The sequence below is a fragment of the Stenotrophomonas sp. genome (assembly GCF_032099025.1).
Classification (GTDB): Bacteria; Pseudomonadota; Gammaproteobacteria; order Xanthomonadales; family Xanthomonadaceae; genus Stenotrophomonas.
This window is the reverse complement of sequence record NZ_DAMCID010000001.1, coordinates 18,108-34,597: the sequence shown is the minus strand read 5'-3', so window position 1 is coordinate 34,597 and position 16,490 is coordinate 18,108. Positions and strand designations below refer to the sequence as shown.

At 67.4% G+C, this 16,490-nt stretch carries 16 protein-coding genes and 3 tRNA genes; 5 read left to right on the top strand and 14 right to left on the bottom strand.

Annotated elements, in window-relative coordinates; translation table 11 throughout:
• The first annotated feature begins 178 nt into the window (after positions 1–178).
• From RT456_RS00170 to RT456_RS00160, 3 genes are all read left to right on the top strand, one after another.
• Positions 179–254: transfer RNA gene (locus tag RT456_RS00170), tRNA-Ala, on the top strand.
• Between the two features lie 53 nt (positions 255–307).
• Positions 308–383: transfer RNA gene (locus tag RT456_RS00165), tRNA-Glu, on the top strand.
• A gap of 57 nt (positions 384–440) precedes the next feature.
• Complete coding sequence (locus tag RT456_RS00160; RefSeq protein ID WP_313340878.1) at positions 441–1,397, top strand: SOS response-associated peptidase family protein; 957 nt, start codon at positions 441–443, stop codon at positions 1,395–1,397.
• A 7-nt stretch (positions 1,398–1,404) separates the two neighbouring features.
• On the opposite strand, the gene RT456_RS00155 is transcribed toward RT456_RS00160, so the two are convergent.
• Positions 1,405–1,785 (bottom strand): response regulator, encoded by a 381-nt coding sequence (locus tag RT456_RS00155; RefSeq protein WP_313340875.1) that lies wholly within the window; start codon positions 1,783–1,785, stop codon positions 1,405–1,407.
• Positions 1,786–1,909: 124 nt separating this feature from the next.
• Between RT456_RS00155 and RT456_RS00150 the strand changes: the two genes are divergently transcribed.
• Positions 1,910–1,996, top strand: a tRNA-Leu gene (locus RT456_RS00150).
• Between the two features lie 130 nt (positions 1,997–2,126).
• Positions 2,127–2,612: a hypothetical protein gene (locus RT456_RS00145; protein ID WP_313340873.1), complete on the top strand. Its 486-nt coding sequence runs from the start codon at positions 2,127–2,129 to the stop codon at positions 2,610–2,612.
• Between the two features lie 129 nt (positions 2,613–2,741).
• On the opposite strand, the gene RT456_RS00140 is transcribed toward RT456_RS00145, so the two are convergent.
• The 13 genes from RT456_RS00140 to RT456_RS00080 all read right to left on the bottom strand — a co-directional run bounded on the left by RT456_RS00140 (position 2,742) and on the right by RT456_RS00080 (position 16,488).
• A complete protein-coding gene (locus RT456_RS00140) occupies positions 2,742–4,532 on the bottom strand; it encodes a methyl-accepting chemotaxis protein (protein WP_313340871.1) in 1,791 nt (596 codons plus the stop codon).
• A gap of 279 nt (positions 4,533–4,811) precedes the next feature.
• Entirely contained in the window at positions 4,812–6,968 is a 2,157-nt protein-coding gene (locus RT456_RS00135) for a PAS domain S-box protein (RefSeq protein WP_313341883.1), read from the bottom strand.
• 279 nt (positions 6,969–7,247) lie between these two features.
• A complete protein-coding gene (locus RT456_RS00130; protein WP_313340868.1) occupies positions 7,248–9,617 on the bottom strand; it encodes a Tex family protein in 2,370 nt (789 codons plus the stop codon).
• A 409-nt stretch (positions 9,618–10,026) separates the two neighbouring features.
• Positions 10,027–10,242, bottom strand: coding sequence for a hypothetical protein (locus RT456_RS00125; protein ID WP_313340865.1), 216 nt, complete (start codon positions 10,240–10,242; stop codon positions 10,027–10,029).
• 117 nt (positions 10,243–10,359) lie between these two features.
• Positions 10,360–10,800, bottom strand: coding sequence for a hypothetical protein (locus RT456_RS00120; RefSeq protein ID WP_313340862.1), 441 nt, complete (start codon positions 10,798–10,800; stop codon positions 10,360–10,362).
• Entirely contained in the window at positions 10,797–11,003 is a 207-nt protein-coding gene (locus tag RT456_RS00115; RefSeq protein WP_313340860.1) for a PspC domain-containing protein, read from the bottom strand. The genes RT456_RS00120 and RT456_RS00115 overlap by 4 nt, the downstream gene beginning before the upstream one ends.
• 31 nt (positions 11,004–11,034) lie before the next feature.
• Positions 11,035–11,427, bottom strand: coding sequence for a YfeK family protein (locus RT456_RS00110; RefSeq protein ID WP_313340858.1), 393 nt, complete (start codon positions 11,425–11,427; stop codon positions 11,035–11,037).
• Positions 11,424–12,494, bottom strand: coding sequence for a class III poly(R)-hydroxyalkanoic acid synthase subunit PhaC (gene phaC / locus RT456_RS00105; RefSeq protein WP_313340855.1), 1,071 nt, complete (start codon positions 12,492–12,494; stop codon positions 11,424–11,426). Before phaC ends, RT456_RS00110 begins: the two co-directional genes overlap by 4 nt.
• On the bottom strand, positions 12,491–13,576 hold the full coding sequence (gene phaE / locus RT456_RS00100; RefSeq protein ID WP_313340853.1) for a class III poly(R)-hydroxyalkanoic acid synthase subunit PhaE: 1,086 nt from the start codon (positions 13,574–13,576) through the stop codon (positions 12,491–12,493). The genes phaC and phaE overlap by 4 nt, the downstream gene beginning before the upstream one ends.
• A gap of 52 nt (positions 13,577–13,628) precedes the next feature.
• Entirely contained in the window at positions 13,629–14,243 is a 615-nt protein-coding gene (locus RT456_RS00095; RefSeq protein ID WP_313340851.1) for a CDP-alcohol phosphatidyltransferase family protein, read from the bottom strand.
• A 252-nt stretch (positions 14,244–14,495) separates the two neighbouring features.
• On the bottom strand, positions 14,496–14,984 hold the full coding sequence (locus tag RT456_RS00090) for an 8-oxo-dGTP diphosphatase (RefSeq protein WP_313340849.1): 489 nt from the start codon (positions 14,982–14,984) through the stop codon (positions 14,496–14,498).
• Positions 14,985–15,044: 60 nt separating this feature from the next.
• On the bottom strand, positions 15,045–15,557 hold the full coding sequence (locus RT456_RS00085; protein WP_313340847.1) for a DUF1249 domain-containing protein: 513 nt from the start codon (positions 15,555–15,557) through the stop codon (positions 15,045–15,047).
• Between the two features lie 109 nt (positions 15,558–15,666).
• Positions 15,667–16,488 (bottom strand): pyruvate, water dikinase regulatory protein, encoded by an 822-nt coding sequence (locus tag RT456_RS00080; RefSeq protein ID WP_313340845.1) that lies wholly within the window; start codon positions 16,486–16,488, stop codon positions 15,667–15,669.
• Positions 16,489–16,490: the final 2 nt, after the last annotated feature.

Genomic DNA, 16,490 nt, shown 5'->3' with positions numbered 1-16,490 from the left:
GGACATCACCCTTTCACGGTGGCGACCGGGGTTCGAATCCCCGTGGGGACGCCAACAAACGCAGAAGACCCCGGCAATGCCGGGGTTTTTTGTTTCGGCCGTTGGTGGGCGTGAATTTCCTGAAAGTCTTCCAATTTTCAGAAATCTTGATATATTAGGCGGCTCGCGGCATCAACGTGGGGCCATAGCTCAGCTGGGAGAGCGCCTGCATGGCATGCAGGAGGTCGGCGGTTCGATCCCGCCTGGCTCCACCACTCCAATCATTAGGCCGATTGGAAGGTAGTGAACACAATTCAAGTTTACGTGCGTCCCCATCGTCTAGAGGCCTAGGACATCACCCTTTCACGGTGGCGACCGGGGTTCGAATCCCCGTGGGGACGCCAATACAACGCAAACAGCCCTGGCTTCGGCCGGGGCTTTTTGTTTGATAGCGTATGCGCATGTGCTATTCCGCCCAGATCCGTGCCGATTACACCAAGCTGGTCCGTGAATTCGGCGCCATGATGTCGCTGGACGAGTTCGCCCAGTTGTATGCGCACGACGCCGGCAAGCAGCGGCCGAAGACCCCGAAGGCGATGGACGATGGCTTCGCTGGCGCGCGGACCACGCAGGGCCAGGACATCGTGGCAAAGATCCAGCAATGGCATGCCGACGAGATGCAGGCGCTGGACGAGGAAATCCGCGTGCAGGGTGCCCGCCTGAAACTGGCGGAAGAAAGCCTGGCCCACCGCCCCACGCAGAAGGCACGCAACGAGGTCCGCATCGCGGGCAATCGCGTCGAGCGCGCGCAATCGCGCCTGTCCGACCTGCACCGCACCGGCCTGCTGCCGCGCGACAGCCGCATCTTCCCCGGCGTGTACGCACCGGTGATCGTGTCCGAGCATGGCCGGCGCGTGATCAAGCCGATGCGTTACCAGTGCCGGCTGCCGGACAAACCGGCGCGCAACGATGCGCTTTATCCGGGCACCTACAACGCGCGGCGCGACAGCCTGGAGTCGTACTGGAAAAATGCATTCGGCCACCGCCACGGCGTGGTCGTGGTGCAGTCCTTCTACGAGCATGTGCCGCGCCACGCGCTGGAACAGCGCCTGCTGGCGCCCGGCGAGACCGCACAGAACGTGGTGCTGGAATTCCGCCCGCAGCCGCCGCGCGATCTGCTCATCGCCTGCCTGTGGTCGGAATGGGAAGGTCCTGAAGGCCGGCTGCTGTCGTTTGCCGCGATTACCGACGAGCCGCCGCGTGACGTCGCAGCGGTTGGGCACGACCGCTGCATCGTGCCGATCCGGCACGAGCACCTGGAGGCCTGGTTGAATCCCGACCCGCAGGACCTGGCGGCGCAGTACCGCATCCTCGACGACCGCGAGCCGGTGGACCTCGGCTACGCAGAAGCCGCGTGAGCCGGAGTCAACTGGCGACCGAGGTGCCCTGCAGCGCGCGCGCCAGGGCGGCGTTCAACTCTGCGGTCAGATACGGCTTGGTCAGCAGCACGCCGGAGCGGAACGCGTCCGGCAGGTGGTCAAGCGCCATGCCCGTGGCCAGCACGAACGGAATGCCGCGCGCGGCCAGCGCCTGCGCGACCGGATCACTGGTTTCATGGTTGGCCAGGCGGTAATCCAGCAGTGCCACCTGTGGCTGGGTTTCTTCCAGCAGCCGCAATGCTTCGCTTACCGACGCGGCCTGGCCGACGACCACCGCGCCGGACTGCGCCAGCTGCATCTGCAGCAGCGCCGCGCTCATCTCGTCGTTCTCCACCACCAGTATCCGTAGATCCTGCAACCCGCTCATCACGGCTCCCTGTATGGTTCAGGGCCATGAGTATAGCGTCGCGTCGAAATGACGGTCGCGCATCGGGTGAACGATTCAGATCTCCCCATGCGTCGATGATTTGTATACACTACGCGGCCAGCCAGCCGAAGTGGCGGAATCGGTAGACGCAGCGGACTCAAAATCCGCCGCCCTTAAAAGCGTGTGGGTTCGAGTCCCACCTTCGGCACCATGGAATACAAAAGGCCAGATCCTGCGATCTGGCCTTTTTCGTTTGGGGTTGGCCTGGCCGATGCCTGTAACCTCGCACGACTGCGCACCCTTCGTGGGAAAATCACAGCGACCCAGGCAAAGGATGCTCGATGACGCGCTCCTCGTTGACTCCACTCTGCTATCCCGCGCACTACCCACCCCGGCAGCGTTGGGCGCGCTTCTTCATCGGGGTGCGATGGCTCGGGCCCGACCTTTCATTCTTCAGCGTGCTGAAGTCGCTGCAGGGAGAGCGCACTGGCGATCAGATGGAGGCATGGGGCGGCGGTAACCGGCAGCGGATTGCCACGGTCGTTGGCGAGGCGTTTGCACGCCAGTTGCGCTGGCCCTCTCCCTGGTTCCTGCCGGAAGACGAGATGCGTGCCATCGCCGGCGGTCCGCGGTTCGTTGGCCTGGATGATCAACAGGACATGGAGAATGCAGTCGGCGAGATCCAGGAGCGGCTTGGCGTTGCTCTGCCCCGCGGCTACTGGGAGGACGCTGGTGCTCGGACGCTGGCGGAGGTTGTGGACCAGATCGTGAGCGAAGCGGCCGGATCCGGTTTGGCGGACCCGGCGGATTTTTCGGCAGCCGACTGACGGTCGGCTCTGCCGATCAAGCAGCCGACTAACAGTCGGCTCTACCCGGTCGGGTCTACCGATGGAGCAGCCGACTAACAGTCGGCTCTACGCAGTCGGCTCTACCCGGTCGGGTCTAGCCAGGTGGGTTTAGACCAGCCGCAGGGTTGGCTGGCCGCCGTGGCGCAGTGCCTGCGCGACGGCCGCGTCTACGCGGAACCCGGCGACGGTCTGCAGCAGCTGGGTCGCCTGCTCTTCCATGCTGCGGGCAGCCGCCGACGCCTCTTCGACCAGGGCGGCGTTCTGCTGGGTGCCCTGGTCGATCTGGTCGACCACGATGTTCATCTGGCCCAGGCTGTCGGCCTGCTGCTGGGCGGCACCGCTGATCTCGGTGATGAGGTCGCTGACCCGCTTCACGTTGACCACGATGTCGTCCATGGTGCGCCCTGCACTTTCGACCTGGCAGGCGCCGGTGCCCACCTTGTCCACCGAATCGCCAATCAACTGCTTGATCTCCTTGGCGGCGCTGGCCGAACGCTGCGACAGCGAGCGGATCTCAGTGGCCACCACCGCGAAGCCGCGACCATGTTCGCCCGCGCGCGCGGCTTCCACGGCCGCGTTCAAGGCCAGGATGTTGGTCTGGAACGCGATGCCGTCGATCACGCCGATGATGTCGACGATGCGGCGCGAGGACTCATTGATCAGCGCCATGGTCGACACCACTTCGTGCACCACATGCCCGCCCTGCGCGGCCACGTCGACGGCGCCGCTGGCGAGCTGGCTGGCCTGCCGCGCGTTGTCGGCGGTGCGCCGCACCGTATCGGCCAGGTCCTTCATGGACACGGCGGTTTCCTCCAGCGAGGCGGCCTGCTGCTCGGTACGCACGGACAGGTCGGCGTTGCCGGTGGCAATCTCGCCCGCGCCCAGCGCGATGGTGTCGGCCGCGGACTTGATCTGCCCGATGATCGAGGCCATCGCCTCCACCAGTGCGTTGATGCCACAGCACAGCTCGGCGATCGCGCCGGTCTTGTCATCGGTGGCGATGTGCATGGTCAGGTCGCCGCCCTGCGCGGCCGCCACCACCTCGCGGGTCTGGGCCACGGCGCGCTGCAGCGCCTGCGTGTCGCGCACCTGATCGGTGATGTCGGTGGCGTACTTGACGACCTTGAGCGCCCGTCCGTTCATGTCCAGGATCGGGTTGTAGGAGGCCTGTATCCAGATCTCGCGACCGTCCTTGCCGATGCGCCGGTACTGTCCCGCGTCGTATTCGCCGCGCCCGAGCTTCTGCCAGAACGCGCGGTATTCCTCGCTCTTCCGGTACGCCGGCTCGACGAACATGGCGTGGTGCTGCCCGCGCACTTCCTCCAGCGTGTAGCCGGTGGTGGCAAAGAAGTTTTCGTTGGCGCCCAGCACACGACCATCCAGGCTGAATTCGATCACCGCCTGCGACTTGTTGATCGCCGCGAGCTGGCCGGCGAAATCGGCGGCCTGCATCTTCTGCGCCGTGATGTCGGTGGCGAACTTGACGACCTTGTACGGACGGCCGCTGCTGTCGAACACCGGGTTGTAGGAGGCCTGGATCCAGATCTCGCGGCCGCCCTTGCCGACACGGTGGTACTGGCCGGCGTCGTATTCGCCACGGCCGAGCCGGGCCCAGAATTCGCCATATTCGGCGCTGCGGGCGTACGCCGGATCGACGAACATCGCGTGGTGGTGGCCGCGCACTTCGTCGAGCGAATAGCCCAGCGCCTGCAGGAAATTGTCGTTGGCAGTCAGGATGGTGCCGTCGAGTCCGAACTCGATGACGGCCTGGACCCGGTGCAGTGCGGCCACCTGGGCCTCCAGCTCCGCCTGGCGGCGCGAGGCGGCCTCAACGTCGCCGCGCACCGCCCGACGGGAAACGAACAGCGCGCGCAGCGCGCGCCACGGGGAGTCCGACACCGGCACTCCGGCCGGCTCTGACAGGGGCATATGCATGCCTGACGTAAGCATCGTTGTAATCCTCGATGTCCGAACAGCTGGTTGGGATGCCCCCGGGCAGCAGTGCCCAGCGGCGCAATCACGTTGGCTTCGGTTACGAAGACGCCAGTGGGGATGACGTCACTCCAGCGGCTTGCACGAACGACTGCAAAGGGTTATCGACCCCTCAGGGGTCAGCTTGAGAAAACGACGGTTGGTGGCTGAACGCTTTACGTTCTGCGTCACACATCGCGCCGGCGCTCAGTCCAGGCCGCCCTCGCCGCCCTCGCCCTCGGCGCTGTCCAGCGGGTCCGGGCCGCCATGCAGGGGCGCTTCGACCTGGACGTTGTTGCGCCCCAGTGCCTTGGCCCGATAGCACTGGGCATCGGCGGCCGCGACCGCCTCGTCCACGTTCATGCTGCCGCCGATGGCCGCAATACCAATGCTGGCCCCTACCCCCAGCCGCTGCTGGTCCCAGGGAATGGTGAGGCCGCGCACCGATTCCAGCAGATCGCTGGCGATGCGGCGGGCGCGCTTGAGCGAACAGCCGGCCAGGATCACCGCGAACTCGTCGCCGCCCAGCCGGGCCACGATGTCCGAGTCGCGCACGCCGTGCTTGAGCAGGTTGGCCACAGCCCAGAGCATGGCGTCGCCGGCCAGGTGGCCGTGGCTGTCGTTGATCGGCTTGAAGTTGTCCAGGTCGATGAACATCAGCGACGCCGACTGCCCGGTGCGCGCCACCCGGGTGATGGCCGCCTGCAGATGCGCCTCGAAGCCACGGCGGTTGCTCAGCTCGGTCAGCGGGTCCACCTCGGCCAGGTGGCGTGCCTCACGCTGGCGGGCGCGCTGCTGGGTGACATCGCGGATCACCCAGACCGCGCCGGTCACCTGCCCGTCCTCGCCCTGCAGCCAGGCCCGGGTCACATCCACCGGCAGCAGCTGCGCTCCCACCGACAACAGCAGGTCCGAATGCAGGTCGACCGCATTGCTCTCCGGGTCGAGCAGCACCGCCACGTCCAGCGGCGAGCGCGGCGCGTACTCGGTGGTCAGTTCCATCACGTCCTGCACCTGACTGCCGGTCACCGGCGCGGCGCCCTCGCCGGCCAGCGCGCGGGTCGCCGCCGCGTTGGCGTACTGGATCAGGCCATGCCGGTCCAGGTTGAGCACCATGTCGGCCACCGCGTCCAGGGTGACGCGGGTGCGTTGTTCGGATTCGCGCAGCTGCAGGCTGTTCTGGCGCTGGGCGGTGACGTCCTGGATCTGCGACACGAAGTGCAGCGGCTCGCCGTGCGGTGCCCGCACCAGCGACACCGACAGCCGCCCCCACACCGTGTTGCCGCCCTTGCCCAGGTAGCGCTTGTCCAGGTGGTAGTGGTCGCGGCGCCCGGCCAGCAGGTCGCCCACCATGGCCAGGTCGGTAGTGAGATCGTCGGGGTGGGTCACGGTCTGGAAATCGGCCTCCAGCAGTTCGGCCCGGGTGTAGCCGAGGATGCCGCACAGCGCGTCGTTGACGTCCAGCCAGCGCCCCTCCAGCGACACCAGCGCCATGCCCAGCGCGGCCGAGGAGAACGCACCGGTGAACTTCTCGGCGGCCACGTAGGCCTGTTCGCGCATTTCCAGCAGCGGGGTGATGTCCACCGCCATGCCGACATAGCCGATGCGGCTGCCGGTGCTGCTGTTCAACGGACTGATCGACAACTGCACCTGGCGATGCCCGCCATCCTTGCGCACGAAGGTCCACTGGTGCGACCAGGTGCCCTGCGCGGCGCGCGCGGTCAGCGCCTCGAAAATGGTGGGGACGCGGCCATCGGCATCCGCCTCCGGGCGCAGGTAGTCCTCCATTTCATGGACGTCGTGGAACAGCCCGGGATTGACACGCCCGATCACTTCTTCCGGGGCGTAGCCCAGCAGTTTCTGCGCACCGCTGTTGAACAGGTTCACCACGCCATCCACATCGGTGGCGATCACCGCCACTTCGTCGGATGCATCCACCACCGACTGCAGGCGCTGGCGCATGTTGGCCGCATCCTGCAGGGCGTTCTGCAGGTCGCTGACATCGGCATGCGCACCGGCCATCCATACGGGCTGGCCCTGCTCATCCCATTCGTAGACGCGGCCGCGATCCTGCACCCAGATCCAGTGCCCGTCCTTGTGGCGCATGCGGCACAGGCTGTCGTAGTGCGGCGAACGCCCTTCCAGGTGTTCGCGGAGCAAGCCGTTCGAACGTGCCAGGTCGTCGGGGTGGACCAGGTGCTGGAACGTCTGCGGCGTGATCGGTGCCAGCTCCTGGCGGGTGTAGCCGACGATCTGCGCCCAGCGTTCGTTCACCCGCATCTGGCCGCTCTGGCAGTTCCATTCCCAGGTGCCGGCCGCGGTGCCCTCGATGATCATTTCCAGGCGGCGGCGCTGCTCGGCCATCTCATGCAGCGCGGCCTCATCCGGGGCGTTCCCCGGCGGCGGCGCGGCGCGGCTCACAGGCATCCTCCGGCGTGACCGTTACCGGCCGCGTCGTGCGGTACCTGAGCACCCTGGCCCGCCTGCTGGTCTGTCATCTGGCCTCCCCGCCGTTTGCACAGCGTACCGGCATTCAACCGCAAGCGGGGTCACGTCCCCGTCAAGCTCATTCAGCGAGCGGGCGGCCAGCATGAAAAGGGCCGCCCGAAGGCGGCCCTTGGATCACGCGCCTGGCCGGGGGGCTCAGCCGCCGCGCTTGGCCCGGGCGAAGGCGTCGGCCAACGCGTTGTTGGCCGGCGGCGCGCTGGTGCCGCCACGCGGCGTGGCTGGTGCACCGCGACCGCCCTGGCGCGCCCCGCCCCCACCGTCACGGCGCGGGCCGCCCGCCGGGCGGGCATCGCGCTCGCCGGGGGCCTTGGCCGGGGCCGGGCTGTCGTCCAGGCGCCGGGTCAGTGCGATGCGCTTGCGCGCCACGTCGACCTCCAGCACCTTGACCTTGACGATGTCGCCGGCCTTGACCACGTCACGCGGGTCCTTGACGTAGGTGTCGGACAGCGCGGAGATGTGGATCAGGCCATCCTGGTGGACGCCGATGTCGACGAAGGCACCGAACGCGGCCACGTTGCTGACCACGCCTTCCAGGATCATGCCCGGCTTGAGGTCCTTGATCTCTTCCACGCCGTCGGCGAAACGCGCGGCCTTGAACTCCGGGCGCGGGTCGCGGCCGGGCTTCTCCAGCTCCTTGAGGATGTCGCGCACCGTCGGCACACCGAAGTTCTCATCGGTGAACTGCTCGGCCTTGAGCCCGCGCAGGAAGCTGCCGTCACCGATCAGCGCCTTGATCGGACGCGCGGTCAGGGCCACGATCCGCTCGACCACCGGATACGCTTCCGGGTGCACCGAGGAGGCATCCAGCGGCTGGTCGCCATCGGCGATGCGCAGGAAGCCGGCGCACTGCTCGAAGGTCTTGTCACCCAGGCGCGGCACCTTGAGCAGGTCCTTGCGGCGCTTGAACGGACCGTTCTCGTCGCGGTGCCGCACGATGTTGTCGGCCACGGTGGAGGACAGGCCCGACACCCGCGACAGCAGCGCTGCCGAGGCGGTATTGACGTGCACGCCCACCGCGTTGACGCAGTCTTCCACGCGCGCGTCCAGCGCGCGCGCCAGCCGGTACTGGTCCACGTCGTGCTGGTACTGGCCCACGCCGATCGCCTTGGGTTCGATCTTGACCAGCTCGGCCAGCGGATCCTGCAGGCGGCGGGCGATCGACACGGCCCCGCGGATCGACACATCCAGATCCGGGAATTCCCTGGCCGCGAACTCGGACGCCGAATACACCGACGCACCGGCTTCGCTGACCACGATCTTCTGCAGGCTGGTTTCACCCAGCGCCTTGATCACATCCCCGGCCAGCTTGTCGGTCTCACGGCTGGCGGTGCCGTTGCCGATCGCGATCAGCTCCACGTTGTGCTTCATGCACAGCTGCTTGATCGTATGCAGCGACTGGTCCCACTGCCGGCGCGGTTCGTGCGGGTAGATGGTGTCGGTGGCGACCAGCTTGCCGGTGGCATCCACCACGGCGATCTTGCAGCCGGTGCGGATGCCCGGGTCCAGCCCGAGCACGGTCTTGGGGCCGGCCGGCGCGGCCAGCATCAGGTCCTTGAGGTTGTCGCCGAAGACCGCGATGGCCTCGGCTTCGGCCTTTTCGCGCGCCTGGTTGAACAGGTCCAGCAGCAGGTGCATGTGCAGCTTGGCGCGCCAGGTCAGCCGGCAGGCGTCGAGCAGCCAGCGGTCGCCCGGGCGCCCGGCGTCGCGGATGCCGGCCTTGAAGGCCACGCGGCCCTCGGCGTAGACGTGCCCGGCCTCGGCATCGCTGCCCGGGTCGAGCTCGAGGAACAGGATCTCCTCGCGGCGCGCGCGGAACAGCGCCAGCAGGCGGTGCGAGGGAATCTTCGCCAGCGATTCGGCGTGTTCGAAGTAGTCGCGGTACTTGGCGCCCTGCTCTTCCTTGCCCTCGGCAACGCGGGCGCGGATCACGCCCTGCTCGCCCAGCCAGCTGCGCAGTTCGCCCACCAGCGCGGCGTCTTCACCCCAGCGCTCCATCAGGATCGCGCGGGCGCCTTCCAGCGCGGCCTTGGTGTCGGCAACGCCCTTGTCGGTGTCCACGAACCCGGCCGCGAACACCTGCGGGTCGAGGGTGGGATCGGCCAGCAGGCCGTCGGCCAGCGGCTCCAGCCCCGCTTCGCGGGCGATCTGTGCGCGGGTGCGGCGCTTGGGCTTGTACGGCAGGTAGAGGTCTTCCAGGCGCGACTTGGTGTCGGCCCCAAGGATGTCGCTGCGCAGCTCGTCGGTGAGCTTGCCCTGTTCGTCGATGCTGGACAGCACCGCCGCGCGGCGCTCCTCCAGCTCACGCAGGTAGGTCAGGCGCGTTTCCAGGTTGCGCAGCTGGGTGTCATCCAGGCCACCGGTGATTTCCTTGCGGTAGCGCGCGATGAACGGAACGCTGGCGCCCTCGTCGAGCAGCGCGATGGCGGCACGCGCCTGGGCTGCTTGGGCACCGATTTCGTCGGCGATGGTCTGGGCGATCTGCTGGGCGAGCTTGATGTCTGGCATTGCTTCCGGCCGTGGCCGCTATGCGGAAACCCCGATTGTGGCAACGCACGGCGGCGGGGGGAACCCGTTGACAGTGCGCCCCGAACCTGTCGCCGACCGGGTAGTGCCGGCCGCTGGCCGGCTCTTCATGACCCATGGACCGGGCACGGTGGTGCCGGCCGCTGGCCGGCTCTTCATGACCCATAAACCGGCCACGGTAGTGCCGGCCGCTGGCCGGCTCTTCATGACCCATAAACCCGGCACGGTAGTGCCGGCCGCTGGCCGGCTCTTCATGACGTCAAGGTGATGCGTGGAGCCGGCCAGCGGCCGGCACTACGTGAGGTCAAGGTGATGCTTGGAGCCGGCCAGCGGCCGGCACTACGTGTCGTTGCTGCTTGGAGCCGGCCAGCGGCCGGCACTACGCGGTGTTTCAGCGGTAATGCTGCGCGGCGCGCAGCATGACCGATTCGTCGCGCATCGACTCCAGCGCCATCACCCGGATCTTGCCGATCCCCTTCAGTTCCATGAACCGCTCGGTGTAGATCTCCGGACCCGCTGCGGTATCGGCGCGGGACTTGCTGAATCCATGGGGCACCAGGCCCTTGTCGCCATCCTTGCTACCACCGACATAAAGAACGATTGCCATGTGATGTGTTCCTCCAATAAACGTCATGCATGTACAACAGCGTGCAGCTTACCGCGCCGAACCTGACTGATCTGTCATCAGCCTAATAACCGTTGTTTTCATGCAGATGACGCAGCGTCACGGCCACCAGCCGCGCCCGGTCATGGCATACACATCGGCCGCGCGCTCGAACGGGTTGCGCGCGCTCACCCCACCGCACAGCAGGTACACGGGCAGGTACAGCGGTCCCAGCACCATGTACTGGTAGATGTGTGCCCGTTCATGGTCGTGCAGGCCGATGACCGGTTCGTTGCAGTGCCCGGCCTGGTGGGCATAGGTGCGGCACGGCACGTCCAGGACCGGGCCGGTGTGCAGGATCACGTTGCCCAAGGTGATCGCCCCGCCCGGCCCCCACGGCCAGTCACGGAACACGATGGCCAGGTCGCGCCGGTTCAACGACGGCCGCGCGCCGGCCACCATCCCGGCCACCCCACCGAGGAGTCCGATCAGGGTGTTGGGCACGGTCCAGAGCACGCCCAGCCCCTGCAGGACGCGCAGCACCGTGGGCGCCAGGCTCAATCGGCCTCGTTGGGGATCAGCAGCCACAGGATCAGGTAGACCAGGATGCCGGGGAACGCGGCCGAGGCCAGCGACACCACCACGAACAGCACCCGCAGCAGGGTCACGTTCCAGCCGAACCGGTGGGCGATGCCGCCCATCACCCCGGCGATCATGCGGTCGTTGAGCGAGCGCGACAACGTGCGCGGCGCGGTGGTGTTCATGGCAGGGTCCTCCGGCAGTGGAAGGGCTACGTTAGCGCACCGGATGTGTAGCGGGCGCGGTGGACTGGCGCAGTGCCTTCAGCCGCGCCCCGAACCATGCCGCAGCGGTCTGCTCGGGCTGGCCCGGACAGGCGATCCGGTACGGCGTGCCACTCATGCTGCTCTGGCTGGCGGCGCGCTCGATGAACTGCTCGGCCGTGTCCACCTTGTCCTTCTTCAGCAGGTAATCGTACTTGCGCTGCAGGTGCGCACGCGCCTCGGCGGCGTCATGCCAGCTGCCATTGCGCTGGAAGCGGCAGCTGGAGCCATCCAGCGCACCGACCAGCCCGGCAATCTCGCGGCGGGCGGTCTCGCTGGGCGCCGCCTGCGCGGTGCCGGCCAGGGCCAGTGCCAGAGCGGCAGCGGCCATCACGTGACGGTTCATGGCGTGCGTTCCTTCAGCCAATCGGTGATGGTGGCCGGCACCTCACGCTGGGCGCGGCCGGACACGTAGATGCCGATATGGCCGCCGCGGAAGCTGCTTTCGGTGTAGTCCGTGCTGCCAATGCGCCCACGCAGCGCCCGCGACGCGTCCGGTGGCACCAGGTGGTCCTGTTCGGCATAGATGTTCAGCACCGGCAGCGTGACCTGGGCCAGCTGCACCGTCTCGACCCCGATGCGCACCCCGTCGTGCATCAGCCCGTTGCCCTGGTAGAACTGCTTGATGAAGTCACGGAAGGCCTCGCCGGCCAGGTCGGGCGAATCGAAGATCCACTTTTCCATGCGCAGGAAATCTTCCAGCGCCGCCTTGTCGTCGAGGATGTCCAGCAGGCCCACGTACTTCTGCACGTTGAGCCGGAACGGCTTGAGCATCAGGTAGCTGGCATTCATCAGGTCGGCCGGGATGTTGCCCAGCGTATCGACCAGAAGGTCCACATCGACCTGGCGCGCCCAGTGCGACAGCATGTTGTCCGGCGTCTGGAAGTCCACCGGGGTCACCATCGTCACCAGGTTGGCCAGCTTGGGCTGGCGCAACGCGGCATAGCACAGCGCGAACACGCCGCCCTGGCAGATGCCGAGCATGTTGATCGGTGCGCCGTCGTTGGCGGCCACCAGATGGTCCACCGCGCCATCGACGAAACGCAGCAGGTAGTCCTCCAGCGTCTGGTAGCGCTCGGAGCGGTCCGGGTACCCCCAGTCGAGCACATACACGTCGTGCCCCAGCGCCAGCAGCCGCTGCACCAGCGAGCGGTCGGCCTGCAGGTCGACCATGTAGGGGCGGTTGACCAGCGCATACACGATCAGCAGCGGGGTGCGCTGTACCGGCGCTTCGTCGCCGACGAACCGGTAGAGCGCCACCTTGCCATCGCGCCACACTTCCTCGCGTGCGGTGGCGCCGTAGTCCACGTCGTCCACCTCGGGCAGCAGCTTCAGCCCGTCCATCAACTTGCGTTGCATGGACAGCGTTTCCTGCAGCAGGTCCTCGGCGTTGAACCCCAGCGGCCCCTTCATGGCGACGCCTTGCGCGCGCGCGGCCGGGCTGGCTTGTCGGGTTTGACCACTTTTGCGCTGTCGGCCTTGGCCGGTTTGGCGGCCTTGGCGGCCTTGGCGGGCTTGGCGGGCTTGGCCGCTTTCGCCGGCTTGACGGGCTTGGCCGGTTTCGCGGGCTTGGCCGGTCTGGCCGGTGCTGCCGGCGAGGCAGGGGCAGCGCCGGCGGCCATGCGCCGGACCAGTCGCTCCAGCTCGGTGATGCGCCGGTGCGCGGCATCCATCTCGGTGCGGGTGGGCATGCCGATCGACTCGCAGAGCCGCTCGACTTCCTGCTGGACCGCCCCGCGCAGCCGCATCTGGGCGTTGCCCAGCGATGCATAGACCTGCTGGAAGGGCTCGGACAGGGCGACCTTGGCATAGGCCTCCTCGGCCACCTCTATCCACAGGTCGAACATCGCGCGTGCGCTGGTCAGCTGGTTGCCGGGTTGTTCGTGCTCGGCCAGGCGCTGTTCGAACAACGTGAACGCGTCGTCCAGCGCCTGCTTGATCTGGTCCACGTAGTCGCGCGCATGGCCCTGGTACTCCTGCTGCGCACGCACCAGCGCCTGCCAGCGCGCCTGGTGTTCGCGCGCCGGCCCGAACGCCGGGCTCTGCAGCCACGGGCCAAGCGCATGCTGCAGGCGTTCCAGCAGCGCCAGCAGGTCCGGCCCGCCGGGCTGGGTGTGGCCACGGGCGCCCTGCAGCATCCACTGCAGCAGGCCGTCGCCCTGCCCTTCCACGGCTTCGCGCCAGGCCTGGGCGATATCGGCACTGCTGCTGTCCTGGCCGGCAAAGCGCGCGGCCACCTTCTGCATCGTGCCGTACCAGCCACCGGCCTGGTCGCGGAAGCGGTGCACGGCGTCTTCGGATTGCCGGGTCCCCGGGTTGGACATCAGCTGCGCCCAACCCTCGATGGTCTGCTGCCAGCTGCCCGGCCCGGCGCCCGTTGCGTCGCCCTGCGGCGGCACGGCGGCATGCCGCAGCGCATCGCCCCAGGCACTGAAGTACTGCCGCGCCAGGGCTTCGATGTCGCCGGCGTCGTGGCCGCTTCCGGCAGTGCTCATCGCAGCGCTCCACAGGGGCAGGACAAGGGCGGGAACATCAACGGGCTCCGGGTCACGGCTTGGGAATGCGCAGTGTCTTGCTGATCATCAGCGAGCCGGACAGCGCGAACAGCAGCACCAGCGGGTGCAGCTGCCACGGGCCCAGCTGCCAGCGGCCCAGCCACAGGTCGTGGCCGATCGCGCCCATGCTGGCCGCCACCGCCAGCACCACCACCAGCGCCAGGCTGGTGGGAATGGGCGTGCCTTCGAAATACGGCACCTTGTCGCCATCGCCGGCCAGCGACTCCGCGGTGACGTTGTAGCGGGCCAGACGGCTCACGCCGCAACACACGAAGTAGCTCAGCACCAGCCAGTCCCAGCCGCCCTGCATGCCACAGGCGTACGCCAGCGCGGCCGGGGCCACGCCGAAGGAGATCACGTCCGACAGCGAATCCAGCTCGCGGCCCAGGGTCGAGCTGGATTTGCGCCAGCGCGCGATGCGGCCATCCAGCGCGTCGAAAATGAAGGCCAGCGGGATCAGCGCCATGCCAAACAGCAGGTAGCTGCGCTCCCCGTCCTGCAGGAACCGCATCGCCGCGAACACCGCACCGGTACCGCAGAACGCATTGGCCAGGGTGAACCAGTCGGCCAGCTGGAACTCGCGCAGCATCGTGAAGTGACGTTTCATGGAGGCTCTTTGGGCGGCAATGGCAAGAGAGTACCGCGACGGCCCAAACCGGGACAGCCTTCACGGAAGGCGACCCTTCGCGAGACGCTCACGGGACTACGACATGCGGTGAATTTTTAGCCACCCATCTTGACAGCCAAGGCGGCTGGTCGCTGCCGGCGCTTATCCACAAACTTACGCACCGGTCATCCACACCCCCTGTGGATAAGCCGGCACGCTCGGCCCAAGGCGCCAGCCGGACCGGGTCAGGCGTCAGAGACGGGTGTACGACCAGGACTGCATCGCACCGTCGCGATACGGCATGACCCCGTGGAAGGGCCGCGGGTCGCCGTCGAACACCAGCGGCAGGAACTGGCGGTCGCCTTCCCACAGCGGCAGCTGCTCCAGCTTGTCCACGTCCACCCACTCCAGGCTGCCTTCGGGATTGGCGGTCAGCGGAGTGCCGGTGTAGTCCTCGATCACGAATACGAAGCCGAACCAGTCTTCGCCCTGCTTGCCGAAGCCCGGCCAGCTGATGGTGCCGCGCATGCGCATGGTGCCGCAGACGATCCCCGCTTCCTCCAGGATTTCCCGGCGCATGCCCGCCGCCACGTCTTCATCGCGCTCCACCTTGCCGCCCAGGCCATTGTATTTGCCCAGGTGCTGGTCACCGGGCCGGGCGTTGCGGTGGATCATCAGGACTTGCTTGCCATCGGGCGACAGCACGTAGCCAAGGGTGGCCACGATCGGGGTATAGGGCATGACGCACGGGCTCGGGGAACACAAACGCAGATTATGCGCGATCCGCGCAGGGGCGGCGTTTCAGCCGGTCACGCGGCTGCGCTGGGTGTCGGCCGGGGCCGCCAGCGCATCGTCATCGCGGCGCAGGGTGGCCACGCCATGGCCGCGCTCGGCCAGGTATTCCAGCCATTTGCCCAGGAAGGTGTTCATGCGCATGCGGTGGCTGATCAGCTCGGCCGGCGGCGGGTACATCCCCACCACGTCCTGCCAGCGACGGCCCACGTAGCAGTGGGTGGTCTCGGCCTGGCGCGCGTCGCGGTACAGGCGCACGTACGCCGACGGGTCCGGCTGGCCGGTGACCGGGTCCGCGAAGTCGTAGGTCAGGCGCAGTTCCACCGTGTACCGGTGGCACTCGATGACGTCCAGGCGCACGTCCAGCCCGTCACCCACCGAGGAGACATAGCTGCCGGGCACCAGCTCGGCCGGCGCGAACAGCCGCACCAGGTGCTGGTAGTTCTCGGCGTACAGCCCCATCAGCCAGCTCAGGCGGCTGAGCCGGGGGATGCGTTCGATACGGGGCGATGCCTGGGCCATGTCTCGATCCTACACGTTGGACTCTCAAACGTGGGGACGGCGGAGACCGGCCAAAAGGGGCGCGGCCCGGTCACGACCGACGGTCGTGACCTGCCGGTTCATGGGCGGCTCAATACAGTTCGCGCTGCAGCCCCAGCGTCCCCAGCACCTTGCTGGAGATCTCCTCGATCGAGGTGTGGGTGGTGCTCAGGGTCGGGATGCGCTCCATGCGGAACATGGTCTCGGCCGCAGCCACCTCGCGCTTGCAGGTGTCCAGGTTGGCATAGCGCGAGTTCGGGCGGCGCTCCTGGCGGATCTGCTGCAGCCGGTCCGGGTCGATGGTCAGGCCGAACAGCTTCTTGCGGTAGGGCCGCAGCCGGGGTGGCAGGCGGTCCTGCTCCAGGTCCTCATCGGTCAGCGGGTAGTTGGCCGCCCGCACCCCGTAATGCAGGGCCAGGTAGATGCAGGTCGGGGTCTTGCCGGCCCGCGACACCGCCACCAGGATCACATCGGCATCGTCGTAGTTGATGGCGATCCCATCGTCGTGGGTCAGCGCGAAGTTCATCGCATTGATGCGGCGGTGGTAGGTCTCGAAGTCCACCATGCCGTGGGCCTGGCCGACCCGGGAATGGCGGTTCACCGCCAGTTCGCGCTCCAGCGGCTCGATGAAGGGGGCGAAGACGTCAAGCATCAACCCGCCACTTTCGGCCAGGATGATGCTCAGCCCGCTGTCCACGCAGGAGCTGACCACGATGGGGCGCACCTGGTAGCGCTCCCCCGCCGCCCGGATCCGTTCACAGGCTTCACGGGCCTTTTCGGGGTCATCGACGAACGACATTCGATCGGTAATGAAGCTGAACCCGGAGAACTGGGTCAGCAGGCTATGTCCAATGGTTTCAGCGGTGATACCGGTTCCATCGGAGACGTAGAACACCGGACGGATCGTCGACATGT